Annotated in this window: 14 protein-coding genes; 3 read left to right on the top strand and 11 right to left on the bottom strand. The window is 68.0% G+C overall.

Annotated elements, in window-relative coordinates:
* Positions 1-282: 282 nt before the first annotated feature.
* Positions 283-1,680 (bottom strand): histidine--tRNA ligase, encoded by a 1,398-nt coding sequence (gene hisS / locus H4O11_RS17370; protein ID WP_182341457.1) that lies wholly within the window; start codon positions 1,678-1,680, stop codon positions 283-285.
* A gap of 210 nt (positions 1,681-1,890) precedes the next feature.
* On the opposite strand from hisS, the gene H4O11_RS17365 reads away from it, so the two are divergent.
* The gene (locus tag H4O11_RS17365) at positions 1,891-2,562 is read left to right on the top strand and encodes a helix-turn-helix domain-containing protein (RefSeq protein ID WP_425506085.1); all 672 of its coding nucleotides are present in this window, start codon (positions 1,891-1,893) and stop codon (positions 2,560-2,562) included.
* 197 nt (positions 2,563-2,759) lie between these two features.
* Here the strand turns inward: H4O11_RS17365 and thrC are convergent, their stop codons facing one another.
* The 5 genes from thrC to H4O11_RS17340 all read right to left on the bottom strand — a co-directional run bounded on the left by thrC (position 2,760) and on the right by H4O11_RS17340 (position 9,747).
* A complete protein-coding gene (gene thrC, locus H4O11_RS17360) occupies positions 2,760-4,049 on the bottom strand; it encodes a threonine synthase (protein WP_182341451.1) in 1,290 nt (429 codons plus the stop codon).
* Positions 4,050-4,075: 26 nt separating this feature from the next.
* Complete coding sequence (locus tag H4O11_RS17355; protein WP_182341448.1) at positions 4,076-4,990, bottom strand: homoserine kinase; 915 nt, start codon at positions 4,988-4,990, stop codon at positions 4,076-4,078.
* The gene (gene thrA / locus H4O11_RS17350) at positions 4,987-7,500 is read right to left on the bottom strand and encodes a bifunctional aspartate kinase/homoserine dehydrogenase I (RefSeq protein WP_182341445.1); all 2,514 of its coding nucleotides are present in this window, start codon (positions 7,498-7,500) and stop codon (positions 4,987-4,989) included. Before thrA ends, H4O11_RS17355 begins: the two co-directional genes overlap by 4 nt.
* A gap of 541 nt (positions 7,501-8,041) precedes the next feature.
* The gene (locus tag H4O11_RS17345) at positions 8,042-8,989 is read right to left on the bottom strand and encodes a DMT family transporter (RefSeq protein WP_182341442.1); all 948 of its coding nucleotides are present in this window, start codon (positions 8,987-8,989) and stop codon (positions 8,042-8,044) included.
* A 68-nt stretch (positions 8,990-9,057) separates the two neighbouring features.
* Positions 9,058-9,747, bottom strand: coding sequence for an AraC family transcriptional regulator (locus H4O11_RS17340; RefSeq protein ID WP_182341439.1), 690 nt, complete (start codon positions 9,745-9,747; stop codon positions 9,058-9,060).
* Between the two features lie 287 nt (positions 9,748-10,034).
* On the opposite strand from H4O11_RS17340, the gene H4O11_RS17335 reads away from it, so the two are divergent.
* Positions 10,035-10,487, top strand: a complete 453-nt coding sequence (locus tag H4O11_RS17335; protein WP_182341437.1) for an REP-associated tyrosine transposase — start codon at positions 10,035-10,037, stop codon at positions 10,485-10,487.
* Positions 10,472-10,753 carry a hypothetical protein gene (locus H4O11_RS17330; RefSeq protein ID WP_182341657.1) on the top strand — a complete coding sequence of 94 codons (282 nt, stop codon included), beginning with the start codon at positions 10,472-10,474 and terminating at the stop codon, positions 10,751-10,753. Before H4O11_RS17335 ends, H4O11_RS17330 begins: the two co-directional genes overlap by 16 nt.
* Before the next feature lie 211 nt (positions 10,754-10,964).
* Here the strand turns inward: H4O11_RS17330 and H4O11_RS17325 are convergent, their stop codons facing one another.
* From H4O11_RS17325 to H4O11_RS17305, 5 genes are all read right to left on the bottom strand, one after another.
* Positions 10,965-11,387: a BLUF domain-containing protein gene (locus H4O11_RS17325; protein ID WP_182341434.1), complete on the bottom strand. Its 423-nt coding sequence runs from the start codon at positions 11,385-11,387 to the stop codon at positions 10,965-10,967.
* Between the two features lie 102 nt (positions 11,388-11,489).
* Positions 11,490-12,602: a hybrid sensor histidine kinase/response regulator gene (locus tag H4O11_RS17320; RefSeq protein WP_182341431.1), complete on the bottom strand. Its 1,113-nt coding sequence runs from the start codon at positions 12,600-12,602 to the stop codon at positions 11,490-11,492.
* Complete coding sequence (locus H4O11_RS17315; protein ID WP_182341650.1) at positions 12,599-13,171, bottom strand: chemotaxis protein CheB; 573 nt, start codon at positions 13,169-13,171, stop codon at positions 12,599-12,601. The genes H4O11_RS17320 and H4O11_RS17315 overlap by 4 nt, the downstream gene beginning before the upstream one ends.
* Positions 13,171-13,995 carry a CheR family methyltransferase gene (locus H4O11_RS17310; RefSeq protein ID WP_182341428.1) on the bottom strand — a complete coding sequence of 275 codons (825 nt, stop codon included), beginning with the start codon at positions 13,993-13,995 and terminating at the stop codon, positions 13,171-13,173. Before H4O11_RS17310 ends, H4O11_RS17315 begins: the two co-directional genes overlap by 1 nt.
* Positions 13,992-17,111 carry a hybrid sensor histidine kinase/response regulator gene (locus H4O11_RS17305; protein WP_182341425.1) on the bottom strand — a complete coding sequence of 1,040 codons (3,120 nt, stop codon included), beginning with the start codon at positions 17,109-17,111 and terminating at the stop codon, positions 13,992-13,994. Before H4O11_RS17305 ends, H4O11_RS17310 begins: the two co-directional genes overlap by 4 nt.
* Positions 17,112-17,214: the final 103 nt, after the last annotated feature.

The following is a 17,214-nucleotide window of genomic DNA, read 5'->3' as shown; positions in this document are numbered from 1 at the left end:
CGTAGCGCCGAGCCATGCTCGGCGGAATGCCTGACGGCCGCTGCGCTCGCCGAGCATGGCTCGGCGCTACAAAGGCGGACGGCTCGGCGGATGCCCGGCAGCCCCTGCGCCCTATGTACGTAGCGCCGAGCCATGCTCGGCGGAATGCCTGGCGGCCCCTGCGCTCTATGTGCGTAGCGCCGAGCCATGCTCGGCGGAATATCTGGCGACCGCTGCGCTCGCCGAGCATGGCTCGGCGCTACAAAGGCGGACGGCTCGGCGCTACCGGGCCAGGGCGTCAGATCACGCCATCGCGCGGGCCTGCTCCAGTTCCACCTGCAGGGTGGTGGCCAGCTCGTCGCGGGCTACTTCGAACTGCTGTTCGCGCAGCAGGTCCTTCACCGCCACCACGCCGCGCGCCAGTTCGTCCTCGCCCGCCAGCACCACGAAGCGGATGCCTGCCTTCGCCGCGTACTGGAACTGCTTGCCGATCTTCTTCGCTTCCATCTGCACTTCGGTGTTGATGCCACCGGCGCGCAACCGGCGTGCGATGTCCAGCGAATGCGCCATGCCCTGCTCGTCCATCAGTGCCACCAACGCGTGCACGCTGCTGGCCTCGATGCCCTCGATCAGGCCAGCCTCGCGCAGCTGCCAGAACAACCGGGTCAGGCCGATGGAAATGCCCACGCCCGGAAGCCGCGACTTGCTGTAATGGCTGGCCAGGTCTTCGTAGCGGCCACCGGAGCAGATCGAGCCGATCTGCGGGTGGTCGGTCAGCATCGTTTCGTACACGGTGCCGGTGTAGTAATCCAGGCCACGCGCGATGGAGAAATTCAGGCAGTACGCAGATTCGGGCACGCCCAGTGCCTTCACCAGCTGCAGCACCTCGCGCAGCTCGGCCACGCCGGTACGCAGGGTCTCCGTCGCGGCCACGTCGGCTTCCAGCACGGCCAGCTGCGCCAGCGCATCATCGTGCCCGGTCGAACGCACCGCCACGAAGGCCAGGATCCGTTCCACCTGCGCGGCCGGAATATCGAAGCCCTCGCCCACCAGCGTGTCGCGCACGTAGTCGGCGCCGCGCTTGTCCAGCTTGTCCACCTCGCGCAGCACGGCCAGCTGCCGCTCGCCCTCGGCCACGCCCAGGGTTTCAAAGAAGCCGCGCATCAGCTTGCGGTTGTTCAGCTGCACGGCGAAATCGCCGATGCGCAGCTCGGAGAACACGGCATGGATGACCGCCAGCACTTCGGCGTCATAACGGATGCTCAGCGCATCCTTGCCGATCACATCGATGTCGCACTGGTAGAACTCGCGGAAGCGGCCGCGCTGGGCGCGCTCGCCACGGTACACGCGCTGCATCTGGTAACGGCGGAAAGGGAACGTCAGGTCGTGTTCGTGCTCGGCCACGTAACGTGCCAGCGGCACGGTCAGGTCGAAGCGCAACGCCAGTTCCGGCAGCGCCTTGTCGGCGGCTTCGGCGGCGTTGGCCAGCGCACCGGTGGACTGCACGAAATACACCTGGCGCTCGGTCTCGCCACCGGATTTGGTCAGCAGCACGTCGGACAGCTCGAACACCGGGGTTTCCACCGGCAGGAACCCGAACCGCTCGTAATTGCGGCGGATGACGTCCAGCATGCGCTGGAACGCGATCTGCTCGCGCGGCAGCAGTTCCATGATGCCGGGCGGGGTTCGGGGCTTGATCACGAGGGGGCTCCTGCAGAAAACGGGGGAAGGGCAAGGGGCGATAGTGTAGCGGTACGGCCCACCCGTGCGCCCGCGCCAGGGCATTCCAGCGGCATGACGTATCATGGACACCTCTCCTGCTGCGCCCGCCCCCACCCCATGTCGCGGTTTGATTCCGGCCCTGCCGATGCCCCCCCTGCTGCCGCCACCGGCTGCGCGACCCTGGATTGCATGCACTGCTCGGTGCGGCACCTGGCCGTATGTTCGGCGCTGTCACCGGACGAAGGGCTGGCCCTGGAAGCGGTCACCGTCTCCCAGCAGGTGGCCATGGGCAGCACGCTGGCACGCAGCGGCGAGCCGCGCCAACATGTATATACCTTGACCCAGGGCGCGTTGCGGCTGGTGCGGACCTTGTCCGACGGTCGCCGCCAGATCAATGGTTTCGTGCTGCCGGGCGATTACCTGGGCCTGAGCGGCAGCGACCACCACCGCCACGACGTGGAAGCCATCGCCGACAGCCGCGTGTGCCGGGTATCGCTGCCGCACATGCGTGAGCTGCGCCAGCGTTTCCCGCACCTGGAACGCAAGCTGCTGCAGCGGGCCTGCCAGGAGCTGGATACGGCGCAGGATGCGGCATTGGCGCTGGCACGCCTGCAGCCGATGGAAAAGGTCGCCGATTTCCTGCTGCGCCTGGCCGAACGCGAAGCGCGGCTGGGGGGCGAGGCATTGCGGGTGATGCTGCCGATGGGGCGTGGTGATATCGCCGACCATCTTGGCCTGACGATGGAGACGGTCAGCCGTACATTCACCCGGTTGCGGCAGCAGGGGTTGATCGCCCTGCCCCATTTGAACGTGGTGGAGATCGTGGATGAGCCGGGGTTGAGGGTGTTGGCGGAGGGGTGATCGGGGGGGTGGATTGACGGTGACGGGCATGGCCCGTCACTACCGAAGCGGCGCTGTCGCCCCCTGGTAGAGCGGGTCCATGACCCGCTGCCTTTCGCGCGCGGCGCGGTGACGGGCATGGCCCGTCACTACCGAAACGGCGCTGTCGCCCCCCCGGTAGAGCGGGTCCATGACCCGCTGCTTTTCGCGCGCCGGGGTCACCGACGCAATATCTCGCGCAGTGCGGGGTAATCCGCGGGCAGCGGTTCGGCGTGGGCTGGGCGCTGCAACAGGGCGGCCAGCGCGGGCGGGACGTCCAGCGGTTGGTCGATCAGCGGCTCCACCACGGATTCGAACTTGGCCGGGTGCGCGGTCGCCACCACCGCCCAGTCGCCGCGGGTGCCCTGCGCGCGCAGGTCGTCCAGCACTTTCACTGCCGTGGCCGTGTGCGGGCAGAACACGTCGCCGCTTCCCGCGAATGCGCTGGCGATGGTCGCGCGGATCGCTACGTCGTCCACTGCGCTTGCCGTGAACGCTTCGCGCAGCGCGGCGTCATCGCCGGCATACAGCCAACGCAGGCGCTCGAAATTGCTGGGCGCGCCCACGTCCATCGCGTTGGCGGTGGTCGCCACGCTGGGGGCTGGCTGGTAATCCGCGCCGGCGAAATAGCGCGGCAGCACATCGTTGGCATTGGTGGCCAAGGCGATGCGGCCGATCGGCAGGCCGATGGCGCGCGCCAGGATCGCCGCCATCGCATTGCCCAGGTTGCCGGTGGGAATGACCAGGTTGAGCGCGCTGCCTCCAGCCTGCTGGTGCTGGAGCGCGGCATGCGCGTAATAGCTCATCTGCGGCAGCAGCCGCCCCAGGCTGATGCTGTTGGCCGAACTCAGCGGAACCTCAGCCTGCAGCGCAACGTCACCCAGCGCCTGCTTGGCCATCGCTTGGCAGTCATCGAACGATCCGGCCACGCGGAACGCCTGCACGTTGTCGCCGAAACAGCCCAGCTGATGCGCCTGGCGCGGCGAGACGCGGCCATCGGGATACAGCACCACCACGCGCAGGCCGGGTTGGCCATGGAAGGCTGCCGCCACGGCTGCGCCGGTATCGCCGGAGGTGGCCACCACGATGGTCAGTGGCCGTGCCTGTCCCGCACGCAGGCGGGCCAGCGCCGCGGCAAGGAAGCGCGCACCCACGTCCTTGAATGCCGCGGTGGGTCCATGGAACAGCTCCAGCACGTGGTCGCCACGGCGCGCCAAGGGCCGCAACGGCACCGGGAAATCGAAGGCTTCCTGGCAGATCGCCGGTAACGCTTCGGCCAGCGCGTCGCCTTCGAAGAACGGTGCCAGCACCTGCGCGGCGGTCTGCGCCAGGGTGGGCGTGGGCGACCATTGGCGTGCGTCGGGCAGGCGTTCGGGCACATACAGTCCGCCATCGGGGGCCAGGCCTGCGGCGATGGCCGCGCTCAGGGAAACCGGTGCGGACTGCCCACGGGTGGAAACAAAGTGCATCACTACATCCTTTGAAGACAGGAAAGTCACAGCAGCACCGCAGCCGGCGCTGCCAGCGAAGACACCCATGCCTGGCTGCCCAGGCCGGCCGCATCGAACGCGGCCTGCACCGGCGCGGCGGCAGCCTGCGCGCTGGCCTGGTCCTCGAACCAGGCAAACACGCTGGGGCCGGCGCCGGAAATGCTGGCCCCCATCGCCCCGGCCGCCAGCGCGGCATCACGCGCCGCATCGAAGCCTGCAATCAATGGCGCACGCCTCGGCTCCACCAGCACGTCACGCAACCCGGCCCGCACCAGCGACGCATCGCCCTGGAAGCAGCCGGCCAGCACCAGCGCAAGGTTGGCGCTCTGTGGCACGAAATCGCCCAGCGCATAGCTGCCCTGCAAAGCGGCGCGCGCGCGGCGGGTTTCCAGCACCGCATCGGGGTGCACCAGCAGGCTGTGCCAGCGGGCCGGCACCGGAATCGGCACCAGCCGGTCGGCCGTGCTCAGCACCAGCCCACCCAGCAGCATCGGCCCCAGGTTGTCGCCATGGCGGCCGCCACTTGCCACCATCTCGCCCTCCAGCGCGAAGGGATACAGCGCGTGCCGGTCCAGCGGCGCATCCAGCAGCGCATTGGCCGCCACAAGCGCGGCCACGCAGGATGCCGCCGATCCGCCCATGCCCGATCCCAACGGAATGCCCTTGTCGATCTCCAGCGCGAAACCGAACGGCAATTCCAGCGCCTGGCACAGCGCCAGCAACGCGGCACCGGCGGTATTGAGCGCGGCCTCGCGCGGCAGCGGCAGGTCGGTGCCACGGATCGCCTCGATGCGCACCTCGCGTTCGGCGATGCGCCGCACCGCCACCGTATCGCCAATCCCGGCGATGGCATGGCCCAGGATATCGAAGCCCACGCCGACATTACCCACCGACGCCGGTGCAAACGCACGTGCAATCACAGCCGCGCTCCTTCTCCGGCGGCCACGCGCAGCAGGTCGGCGAACACGCCTGCCGCGGTCACCTCCGGACCGGCACCCGGCCCCTGCACCACCAGCGGGTTGTCGCAGTAACGCCGGGTACGGAACTGCACCACGTTGTCGGTCAGTTTCAGGTTCGCGAAGGCATGGTCGGCCGGCACTTCCACCAACCCCACTGAGGCATGCCCCGGCGACAGCGCGGCGACATAGCGCAGCACCGCACCGCGCCCCTGCGCCTGCCGCAGGCGCTGCAGCAGGGCATCGTCGTTGTCGCCAAGGCGTGCCATGAACGCATCCACGCTGCCGGCACGCAGTGCTTCGGGCACCAGGCTTTCCACCTGCACCTGTTCCAGGCTAAGCGCATGGCCGGCCTCGCGGGCGAGGATGACCAGCTTGCGGGCCACGTCGATACCGGACAGGTCATCGCGTGGATCCGGCTCGGTATAGCCCATGCCGCGCGCCTGCTTCACCAGCGAAGAGAACGACTGGCTGCCATCGAAGCGATTGAACAGCCACGCCAGCGTGCCGGAGAAAATGCCTTCGATGGACAGCACCTCATCGCCGGTGTCGACCAGGTCGCGCAGCGTGGTGATCACCGGCAGGCCCGCGCCCACGGTGGCCTCGTAGCGGAAACGCGCTCCGCTGGCTGCCGCTGCCGCACGTATCTGCTGGTAACGCGGCAGCGGCCCGGAGCCGGCCTGTTTGTTCGGGGTCACCACGTGGATACCCGCCGCCAGCCAGCCGGCGTAGCGCTCGGCCACTTCGGCGCTGCCACTGCAGTCGATCACCACCGCATGCGGCAGGTGCGCGGCCAGCAGGTGCGTGGTGAAGCTGTCCAGGTCGCTGTCCACCGAAGCGGCGCGTACTGCATCGCGCCAGTCGCCCTGCACCGCACGCGGCGCCAGGTGCATGCCACGGCGCGAGGCCACCGCACGCAGCCGCAGGTCGATGTTGGCCTTGCCCAGCAGGTGCGGTTGCGCGGCCTGCAACTGGTCCAGCAGCGCCGCACCCACGTTTCCCGGCCCGATCACGCCCACCGCGAAGGTCTGCGGCGACAGCCAGAAACCGGCATGGGCGGCGCGCAGCGCGCGGGTGGCGTCCGCACTGTCGATGGCCACCGAGATGTTGCGCTCCGACGAACCCTGCGCGATCGCCAGGATGTTGACCTGCGCGCGCCCCAGCGCCTCGAACAGGCGCGCGGCCACGCCGGGCTGGCCGGCCATGCCGTCGCCCACCGCGGCCAGCACGCTCACCCCGCCGGTCAGCTGCACGCGCTGCACCTGGCCCACCGCCAGCTCATGGGCGAAGGCCTGCAACAATGCGTCGCGACCGCGCTCGGCTTCATTGCCACGCACCACGCAGCAGATCGAATGCTCCGACGAGCCCTGCGAGATCATCACCACCGATACCTGCGCCTGGCGCAGCGCGGCGAACACCCGCTCGGCCGTGCCCGGCACGCCGATCAGGCCGGTACCTTCCAGGTTCAGTACCGCCAGCTCCGCACTCAGGGTCAGGCCCTTGATCGGCCCGCGCACGGAGCGCTCGGCGGTGATGCGGGTGCCGGGATGGTCGGGCTGGAACGTGTTGCGGATCAGGATCGGCAAGCCGCGCTGGATGGCCGGCGACATCGTCTGCGGATGCACCACCTTCGCACCGAAATACGCCAGCTCGCAGGCTTCGTCGTAACTCAATGCTTCCAGTTGCACGGCCTCGGGCACCAGCCGCGGGTCGGCCGACAACACCCCGTCCACGTCGGTCCATATCTGCAGTTCTTCGGCGTTGAACAGCGCGGCGAAGATCGCCCCGGAATAATCGCTGCCGTTGCGGCCAAGCGTGGTGACACGGCCCTGGCGGTCGCGGGCGATGAAGCCGGTGGCCACCACCCTCGCCTGCGGGTTCAACTGCCGCCACGCTTCAAGCCCCCGCGCGCTGGCTTCCCAGTCCACGTTGACGCCCAGCTCGCCATGCTCCACCACCAGCACATCGCGTGCATCCAGGGTCGCGCACTCCACCCCGCTGGCGATGAAATGCTGGCCCAGCAGGTGCGCCGAACAGACCTCGCCCAGCCCCTGCACGCGGTCCAGCGCCTCGGCGGGCAATCCGCCGATGACCGCCAGCGCACCCAGCAATTCGGCCAGTTCCTCGAAACGCGCGTCCAGCCACTCCACGCTGGCGCCGGCATGCTCGCCGAGCAGCGAGGCGGCGGCACCGCGATGGCGTGCGCGCAGTCCATGCCATGCCTCCTGCCACAGCGGGGAGCCGGCCGCGGCCAGCCTGGCCAGCTCGATCAGGGCATCGGTGACGCCCTTCATCGCCGATACCACGGTGACCTGCACTGCCTCCGGACGCGCCAGCAGCAGGCGGGCCACGTGGCGGTAGCGCTCGGCATCGGCAACGGAGGTGCCACCGAACTTGTGCACCACCACGCGCGGCACGACGGCGGCGCCAGGCAAGGCAGGATCGGCGGGAGATACAACGGCGGCAATGGACATGGTGACCTCGGTGGGAGGCCCCGCATCGCGTCAGTGGAAGGTTTCCCCGCCACCTGGTTCGGTGCGGGGCCGTGGTTTTCGTGAGTTACGCGAAGACGACGGACCGCACCCGGCGGGTGGTGACGGTGGTGGTAATGGTGGTAATGGTCGTGTTGCCGCCTGCGATCGGCCGCGCGCCCGCATGCGCCGCTGGGGCGGTGTGGGCAGTGGCGAAGGCGGAGGAGGCAAGGACCATGCGGTTAGAAAACACTGCCGCGCATGACGCTGTCAAGTGCTGCATCGCAAAAAAACATCACGGGAATAGTTGCATCAGCGACCATGCCGCAACCCCGGGCGTTTGGTCTCCGTAATGCCTGACGTTTGCCTTCCGTAGCGCCGGGCCATGCCCGGCGGGAAACCAAAAACGCCGCGCTGCGCGCTCGCCGGGCATGGCCCGGCGCTACCCCCCACCGGCCATCATCCGACGTGTCCATCACCGGTCATGCACCATCCGACGCGTACGGCACCGGCCACCATCCGGCGCGTACGGCGCCGCCATGCATCATCCGGCGTGTTCGGCAATGGCCGCCGGCGCACGATGTGCATGTGCGCACAGCAATACGCCCGCCACCAGGCAGACGATGGCCAGCGCTTCCAGCAGGGTCGGCCAGCGGCGCTGCCAACCGAAGCCATATAACAGCGCAAACAGGGTCTCGAACACGATCATCTGCCCGGTCAGGGTCAACGGCAGCAGCCGGCTGGCGCGGTTCCAACACGCATTGCCGAGCAGCGAGGCGAGCACCGCCACACCGCCACTGATACCCCAGAACAGGCCCCACTGCCCGCCACTGTGGGCGCTGTCGTTGAACAGGAACGCCGTAGGCACCAACAGCAACGCCAATGCCCCGGTCACTACGCCGGTCAGCAACGACCAGTCATGCGCGGACAGATCCGGGCGGCGCGCCAGCCAGCGGCTGTTGCCCACCGAATATGCCGCCCAGGACAGCAACGCCCCGAACGCACACAGCAGCCCCAGCACGCGCTGCCGCCATGGCGTGGCAACGTGTTCGGAGGCCAGCGATTCGTAACCCACCAGCCCCACGCCCAGCAGGCACAGCAGCAGCGCGGGCAACAATGGGCGCAACGGCACCGCGCCGGCATCGCGTACGCCGACCAGCGTCACCACCACGGGAATCAGGCCAACGATCAACGAGGCCGCCGCGCCACCGGCCCATTGCACCGCCGTCGCCAGCAACAGGAAGTACACCAGGTTGCCGGCCAGGCTGAGCCACAGCAGGCCCCGCCATTCGGCCGCGCCCAGGCGCGGTGCCAGCCGCTTCCAGCGCGGCCACAGCAATGCCAGCGCGACGGCACCATAGATCAGGTAGCGTCCTGCCGACAGCTGCACGGCATTGAAGGCGATCAACACCGCCGGGGCCAGGAACACCACGCCCCACAATGCGCCGGCCAGCACGCCGTTGCCGATCCCCACGCCCATCGAACGATTCATCACGCACCTATGCGTACAGACAGGGCGCGAAGTCTAGGCGGTTGCCATGCCCTTCGTCTTGACCCGGACTACGATTGCCGCTGGCGCCAAGTCGTTGGCGTGCGGCCGGTTTCGCGGCGCAGTGCGCGGGTCAGCGCGCTTTGTTCGGAATAGCCTGCGGCCTGCGCGATATGGCTGATCGGCAACGACGTGGTGCGCAGCAGGTGGCGCGCCCAGCGTAGCCGCAGCGCGCTCAGCCATGCCTGCGGCGGCATGCCGAACTCGCGCAGGAAGCGCGCGTGCAGGTGGCTGCTGCTCAGGCCGGCGATGCGTGCCATGCGTTCGACTGTCCAGGTCTCGCCGGGCGCGGCCTGCATGCGTGCACACAGTGCCTGCAGGCGCGCGCCGCTGCCATCCGGGGCGAACGCCTGCAGCAGGATGGGCAACAGCGCGGTGCCGTCGGGTTGTTGCTGCAGGGCATTGCGCAATGCCAACGGCAACGACAGCCAACGCTGCCCGCGCAGGTGTTCCAGCGTATTGTCATCGAACCACTGCGCGTCGCAGTCGATGATCAGGTGCTGGTTGTGGCCTTGTCCCACCTGGTCATGGTCCTCGCCGGGCGCCACGAACACGCCCTGCAGGGCGGTCAGGCGCGCCGCATGGCCGTCCAGTTCGAACTGCAGCTCACCCTCTAGCGGCAACACCCATTGCGCGAAGTCATGGCGGTCGCCCCCCCAGGCATCACCATAGCTGCGGACGTGGAAGCGCGGTGCGTTCATGCATGAAGTGTAGCGCCGGGCCATGCCCGGCGGAAAATCAAAGGCGCCGCGCTGTGCGCTCGCCGGGCATGGCCCGGCCGAAAATCAAAGGGCGCCGCGCTGCGTGCTCGCCGGGCGATGCCCGGCGGAAAATCAAAGGCGCCGCGCGGGGCGCTCGCCGGGCATGGCCCGGCGCTACGGAAAACCCGGGTTACGGAAAACCCGGACGGCGCGACCGGGGGGCTTTATCACCATGCACGCGGGATTGGCTGATCCTCGCCCATCCCTGGGCCGACGACACTGCTGCCATGTCCAGTCGCCATCTCCAGCGTGGTCGTTGCTCCTTTCCGGGTGGCGTCTATGCCCTGACTACCGTGACCCACGGCCGCAGGCCGATCTTCAAGACCCCAGGCAACGCCGAGATAGTGATCGCGTCGTTGCGCTACCTGGAGCGTTCGGGAGTCAGCCATTCATTTGCATGGGTGGTCATGCCAGATCATGTGCATTGGCTGCTCCAATTGCGGAAAGGCAGCCTTGCGAGCTGCATGCTGTGCTTCAAATCCCGCAGCAGCCGGCTGCTGGGCCAGGCTTCGGGTCTGACCGGGCGCCTTTGGCAGCCCAGCTACTTCGACCAGGCAGTGCGATCCGAGGCGTCGCTGCGTGAGCATGCGCTCTATATCGCCGCCAATCCGGTCCGTGCCGGGCTGGCGAACGCGCTGGGTGACTATCCGTTTGCGTGGTGCAGATGGCCGCTTGGGTAGCGCCGGGCCATGCCCGGCGGGAATCAAAAACGCCGCGCGGAGCGCTCGCCGGGCATGGCCCGGCGCTACAGAAGCATGGCCCGGCGCTGCAGAGGCATGGCGGGGCGTTCGTCGGGCGTGGCGAGCCGGTCGCCCATGACGAGCCGGTGGTCGGGCATGGCGGGGTGTTCGCCGGGCATGACGAAATCGCCGCCAACCCGGTCCGTGCCGGGTTGGCGAACGCGCTGGGTGACTATCCGTTTGCGTGGTGCAGATGGCCGCTGTAGCGCCGGGCCATGCCCGGCGGGAATCAAAAACGCCGCGCGGGGCGCTCGCCGGGCATGGCCCGGCGCTACAGAGGCATGGCGATGCGTTCGTCAGGCGTGGCGATGCGTTCGTCGCGCGTGGCGGGGTGTTCGCCGGGCATGGCCCGGCGCTACAGAGGCATGGCGATGCGTTTGTCGGGCATAGCGGGGTGTCCGCCAGGCTGGCCCGGCGTTAGCCGACCAGCGGGCGAACTACGTCGTCCAGCAGGTCGATGGCGCTGGGCGCGTCGCGGCCGGCGTCCATGTGCCGGCTGAAACCCAACCAGTCGGCCTGGGACAGCAGGCGCACGCGTTCGGCGTCGACGGGTAGCCAACGCATCGCCCAATACGGAAATTGCCGGTGGCCAACGGCGCCGCGCGCCAGTTCGATCACCCCGCCATGGCTCCTGGATTGCAGTATCCGCTCGTACACCAAGTCCACGCCGTCGGCCGGGCCTTCGAAATACTGCAGGAAGCGCGTGCCGTCATGCAGCAGCACGCCGGTGACGCCCGCAAGCCGGTTGAAACGGGCCGCATCGTCCACGATTTCGTCCAACCTGCCTGCCAGCCTGGCGGGCAATGCCTCGCTGACATAAGCGATGGCTCTCAACGGCATGATGCTTCCTTCACCTGACGAACACATACGGTAACAGGTGCAGCACACGCGTGCCGATAGCCGCTCAGCGAACCTGAAAACTTCAGGTTCGCGTTGTTCCGTTCAGCCGCGGCGTGGCAGCCGCGCCTCGAACACCACGTCCTGTGCATCGTTGCGCGCGTGCAGCGTGCCGCCATGTGCACGCACGAACTGGTCGGCGATATACAGGCCCAGGCCCAAGCCCTTGCTGGCATGGAAACTGGCCTTGAACGGTTCGAACAGGCGCGGCAACAGGCTTTCGCCAATCTGTCCGCGGTTGCGCACGCGCAACGCCACTTCGGCAGGTTCCTGCCCATCCACCTCCACCTGCACCACGCCACCGCCGCCATGCGCCAGTGCGTTGCCGATCAGGTTGGAGGCCACCTGGGCAAGACGGTCCACGTCACCGTGCAGGTCCATGTCTCCCTCGGCACGTACCTCGATGGTTGCACCGGCATGGCCCTGTTCGACTTCCTGCACCACAGCGGCCACCACCGTGGCGGCGTTGCAGGGCACCCGCTCCAGCCGCAGGCCACCGGAGCGGATGCGGGAGAAGTCCAGCAACTGCTCCACCATCCGTGCCATCCGCAGCGTGCTCGACTCCAGGTGGCGCAGCGTCTGCTGCGCACTGGCATCGGACGGGATATCCAGCGCCAGCTTGTCGGCGCACAGCAGGATCGCCGACAGCGGCGTACGCAGGTCGTGCGTCAGCACCGCCACCATCGTTTCGTTGAGCGTCAGCGCACGTTCCAGCGCTTCGTTGCGCTCCTTGAGCAGGCGCTTCTGCTGGTGCAGTTCGATGAAGACGCCCATCTTGCCGAGGATCACCTGCGCCTCGATGGGCTTGTACAGGAAGTCCACCGCACCGGTTTCGTAGCCCTTGAACGAGCGCACCGGGTCCTGCGGCGATGCCGTCAGGAAAATGATCGGCACATGCCGGCTGCGTTGCGAACCGCGCATCAGCTCGGCCAGCGTAAAGCCGTCCATCTCCGGCATCTGCACATCCAGCAGGGCCAGCGCGACGTCATGCTCCAGCAGCAGTTCCAGCGCCTCGTTGCCGGAGGATGCGCAGAGGATGCGCAGGCCATCGCGGCGCAACAGCGCTTCCATCGCCACCAGGTTCTGCGGCACGTCATCGACGATCAGCACGCTGACCGGCTCCGATCCAACACCCGCCACAGGGGGAAGCAGATTCATTTCAGCTCCTTCAAACGTTCACATATCCGGGACAGCACCAGCACGGCATCGGCACCGGCGCGTTGCAGCGCCGAGGCCGGCATCAGCGATGCTTCGGCATCATCGGGGCACTGCAGCCAGGCCTGCCCGCCCGCATCACGCACGGCGGCCACGCCTTCGCTGCCGTCGCTGCTGGCGCCCGTCAACAGGATCGCAAGCACCTGCTCGCCGAACACCGCCGCGGCCGACTCGAACAGCGGATCGATCGCCGGCCGCGAGAACAGCACGGGGGCATCCATGGACAGCGCGATCATCGTGGTGTCTTCCACCAGCAGGTGGTAGTCCGGCGGGGCGAAGGTCACCGTGCCGGGCTGCAGCGGCTGCTTGTCTTCTGCTTCACGCACCACCAGCGCGCAGTCCGGATCCAGCAGCTCGGCAATGCGGCTGGGGCGGTCGCGCGGCAGGTGCAGCACCACCAGCACCGGCATCGACAACCCTGCCGGCAACGCACGCAGCACGTGCTGCAGCGCCGACACGCCGCCGGCCGAGGCACCGATCACCACTATCCGTGGAGGCACGGGCACGTCCATCATGCGGCCTTCCGGTACAGGCGCTGTTCGCGCGAACACACTTCAAAGGCGTTGCCGTGCTCGCCGAACTGCAGCGACTCCTTGCTACCCAGGCCAAGGAAGCCCCGGTGCACCAGCGCCTCGCGGAACAGGCCGACGGCGCGGTCCTGCAGCGGGCGGTTGAAATAGATCAGCACGTTCCGGCACGACACCAGCTGCACTTCGGAAAACACCGTGTCGGTGGCCAGGCTGTGGTCGGCGAAGACCACGTTGCGCCGCAGCCGCCGGTCGAACACCGCGCCGTTGTAGTCGGCGGTGTAGTAGTCCGACAACGATCCCTGCCCGCGTGCCTGCAGGTAGTTGCGGCTGAACTGGGCGATGCGGTCGATGCCATAGGTGCCCGCCTCCGCCGCCGACAGCGCGGCCGGATTGATGTCGGTGGCATAGATGATGCTGCGATCAAGCAGCCCCTCTTCCTGCAGCAGGATCGCCAGCGACCAGACTTCCTCGCCGGTACTGCAGCCGGCCACCCACAGCTTGATCGACGGATAGGTACGCAGCACCGGCATGGCATGCTCGCGCAGCGCCACGAAATACGCCGGGTCGCGGAACATCTCCGATACCTGCACGGTGAAGAACTGCATCGCCTGGGCAAACAGGTCCGGCTCGTGCAGCAGGCGGTGCTGCAGGTCCGCCAGGCGCTCGCACTCATAGCGCTGCATCGCCTGGCGCATGCGCCGGCGCAGCGACGACACCGCATAGTTGCGGAAGTCGTAGTGGTAACGCTGGTAGATCGCCTCCACCAGCACCTTCAGTTCAAGGTCGAACAGCTCGGCCTCGTTCATTGCCGCGAGCACCACACCCGGCACAGGGACACCAGCTTGTCCACGTCGATGGGCTTGGCGATGTAATCGTTGGCGCCGGCCTGCAGGCAGTGTTCGCGGTCGTCCGGCATCGCCTTGGCGGTCAACGCGATGATCGGCAGGTCCTTGAACTGGCGCTGGCTGCGGATCTCGCGCATGGCCGCCAGGCCATCCATCTCCGGCATCATGATGTCCATCAGCACCAGGTCCACCTCGGTGGTGGCCAGGCGTTCGACCGCCTCGCGGCCGTTGCGCGCGATCTCCAGCTTCACGCCCAACGGTTCCAGCACGCTGGACAGCGCGAAGATGTTGCGCACGTCGTCCTCGGCCAGCAGCACGGTGCGCCCGTCCAGCACCGAATCACGGCGCCGCGCCTCGCGCAGCAGGCGCTGCTGGTCGGTGGGCAGGCTGGCTTCCACGCTGTGCAGGAACAGGGTCACTTCGTCCAGCAGGCGTTCGGGCGAACGCGCGCCCTTGATGATGATGCTCTTTGAATAGCGGCGCAGGCGCTGCTCTTCCTCGCGTCCCAGCGCACGGCCGGTATACACGATGACCGGCGGGAAGCCGACTTCTTCGCTGCGCGCCATGTATTCCAACAGGTCATAGCCGCTGCCGTCGGGCAGCGCCAGGTCGGTCACCATGCAATCGAAGGTGGCGCTGCCCAGCAGTTGCACCGCCTCGGCGATGGTGCCCACCGCGGTGATCTCCAGCTGCTCGCGCCCCAGCAGCAACTGCAGGTTGGCGCGCAGTTCGCTGTCGTCCTCCACGATCAACAGGCGGCGCACGTCGCGCTGGCTGGTCGCCTCCAGTTGCTGGATGGCCTCCACCAACCGTTCGCGGGTGGCCGGCTTGATCACGTAACCGATCGCCCCCAGCTCCAGCGCCACCTGGCTGCGTTCCATGCCCGATACCACGTGCACGGGAATGTGGCGGGTCTGCGGGTCGCGCTTCAGGCGCTCCAGCACGCTCAGCCCGGAAACGTCCGGCAAGCCGAGGTCCAGCAGCACGCCACTGGGGCGCAGCTCGCGGGCCAGGCTCAGCGCTTCCTCGGCCGTGGTGGCGACCACGCAATCGAAGTCCAGTTCGGCCGTCAGCCCCACCAGCGCCTCGGCGAAGGTCGGGTCGTCCTCCACGGCCAGGATCAGCCGTTCGCTGCGCGCGGCACCGGCACGCCGGATGACCGGCGCGGCAGCCGCCATGGCAGGCGCGGGCGGGTTTGCGAACGAGGCCTCGGCCTGCACCGGAAGGGGGGCGGCGGCCGGGGCCGGAGCCCCACTGCCATGCCCGCTGCCCAGCAGCGGCGCGGCATCGACCTGTTCCGGCGCGCCGTCCAGCGGCAGCTCCAGCACGAAGGTACTGCCGCGGCCCAGCTCGCTGTCCACGCGGATGTCACCGCCCATGCGCGACGCCAGGTCGCGCGAGATCGACAGGCCCAGGCCGGTACCGCCGTAGCGGCGGCGGGTGCTGCCATCGGCCTGGCGGAACGCTTCGAAAATCGCATCCAGCTGCTCGGCGGCAATGCCGATGCCGCTGTCGCGCACCACGAAACGCACCCTGTCGCGTCCCACGGCCTGCACCTGCAGGCTGACCGAACCGTGCTCGGTGAACTTCAAGGCATTGGCCAACAGGTTCTTCAGTATCTGCTGCAGGCGCTGGCTGTCGGCGATGAACTGGCTGGGCGCACCGGCGTCGGCGACGACCTCCAGCCCCAGGCCCTTCTCCCGCGCCAGCGGCTCGAAGGTTTCGCGCAGCCGCTGCAGCGCGCCTTCCACCACCACCACTTCATCGGCCAGCTCGACATGGCCGGCCTCGATGCGCGCCAGGTCCAGGATGTCGTTGATCAGCGCCAGCAGGTCGTTGTTGGACGACAGGATCGCCTGGGCATACTTGACCTGCTCTTCGCTGAGCGTGTCATCGCGGTTGTCGGCCAGCAGCTTGGCCAGGATCAACGAACTGTTCAGCGGCGTGCGCAGCTCGTGCGACATGTTGGCCAGGAACTCGGATTTGTAGCGCGATGCCACGGTCAGCTCGTTGGCATTGCGCACCAGTTGAGACTGCGCCACCAGCAGCGCCTGCTTCTGCCCTTCCAGTTCGTGCGTGCGCTCTTCCAGCTGCACGTTGGTCTGCTCCATCTCCGCCTGCTGCTGCTCCAGGTTCGCCTGCGAATGCAGCAGGCTGCGGCTCTGTTCTTCCAGTTCTTCGTTGGCCACGCGCAGTTCTTCCTGCTGGGCCTGCAGCTCTTCGCCCTGGCGCTGTGATTCCTCCAGCAGTTCGGCCAGCCGCGCGCGCAGTACCGCCGCACGCAATGCGATGCCGATGGTGTCGGCGCAGCGCTCCAGCAGGACGCGGTCCAGTTCCGGCGAGTGCCCGGGACGAATGCGGCCCAGCTCCACCACGCCGACGATCTGCTCATCGCTGAGGATGGGCGCCAGCAGGCGTTCGCGGATGGCGGTGTCGCCCAGGCTGCTGCTGATCTGCAGCACGCTGCCCTTGCCCTCGCGCAGCAGCCGCACGCGGCCGTCCTTGATCACCTGCCCCAGCTGGCCCTCTTCCAGCGCCAGCGAGGCCGGGATGGAGGCCGGCAGTGCCACCCCGCCGGTCATCAGCAACTGATGGTTCTCGATGCGGTACATCACCCCGGTCTGCGCATGGAGCTGCTCGGCCAGGGTGGTCATTGCCGCCTCGGCGATACGCTCCGGCCCCAGGTCGCCGCGCAGGCTCATCGCCACCACGTTTTCGCTTTCCTGCAGCCACAGTGCTTCGGAGGCCGCCCGGCGCGCGTGGATGGCCCGGTTGACGATCAGCGCGATCATCAGGAACCCGAACGCGCCAATGGTGCGGTTGATGAACGAAAACGCTGAATTGGCACTGTCCGGCGCGATGTTGTAACCCACCACGAGGAACACGCAGGCCGCCACCGCAACCAGCACCGGCAGCGCCGTGTGGCGCTGGAAGACCGTCACGCCGACCGCCAGGAAGTACGCCAGCCACACCGCGTAACCCAGCGGCACAACCAGCTCCAGCGCAGCCGTAGCGGCCAGCAGGGACCCCGACAGGGCCCAGATCCACGGATCACGCGTGCCTGAAACGGTTGTCATCATCGAAGGTCCAGACCCAAAGGAGCCCGATGGTAACTGAATGCATGTCGTTTCCGGCACGACTTCTGGCACGTGCCCGCCTACACAGATCCTTCACACTGTC

The sequence above is a fragment of the Stenotrophomonas tumulicola genome (assembly GCF_014117215.1).
Taxonomy (GTDB): Bacteria; Pseudomonadota; Gammaproteobacteria; order Xanthomonadales; family Xanthomonadaceae; genus Stenotrophomonas; species Stenotrophomonas tumulicola.
Note: the sequence above shows the minus strand (reverse complement) of the source record. Positions and strands in the feature narration are given on the sequence as shown.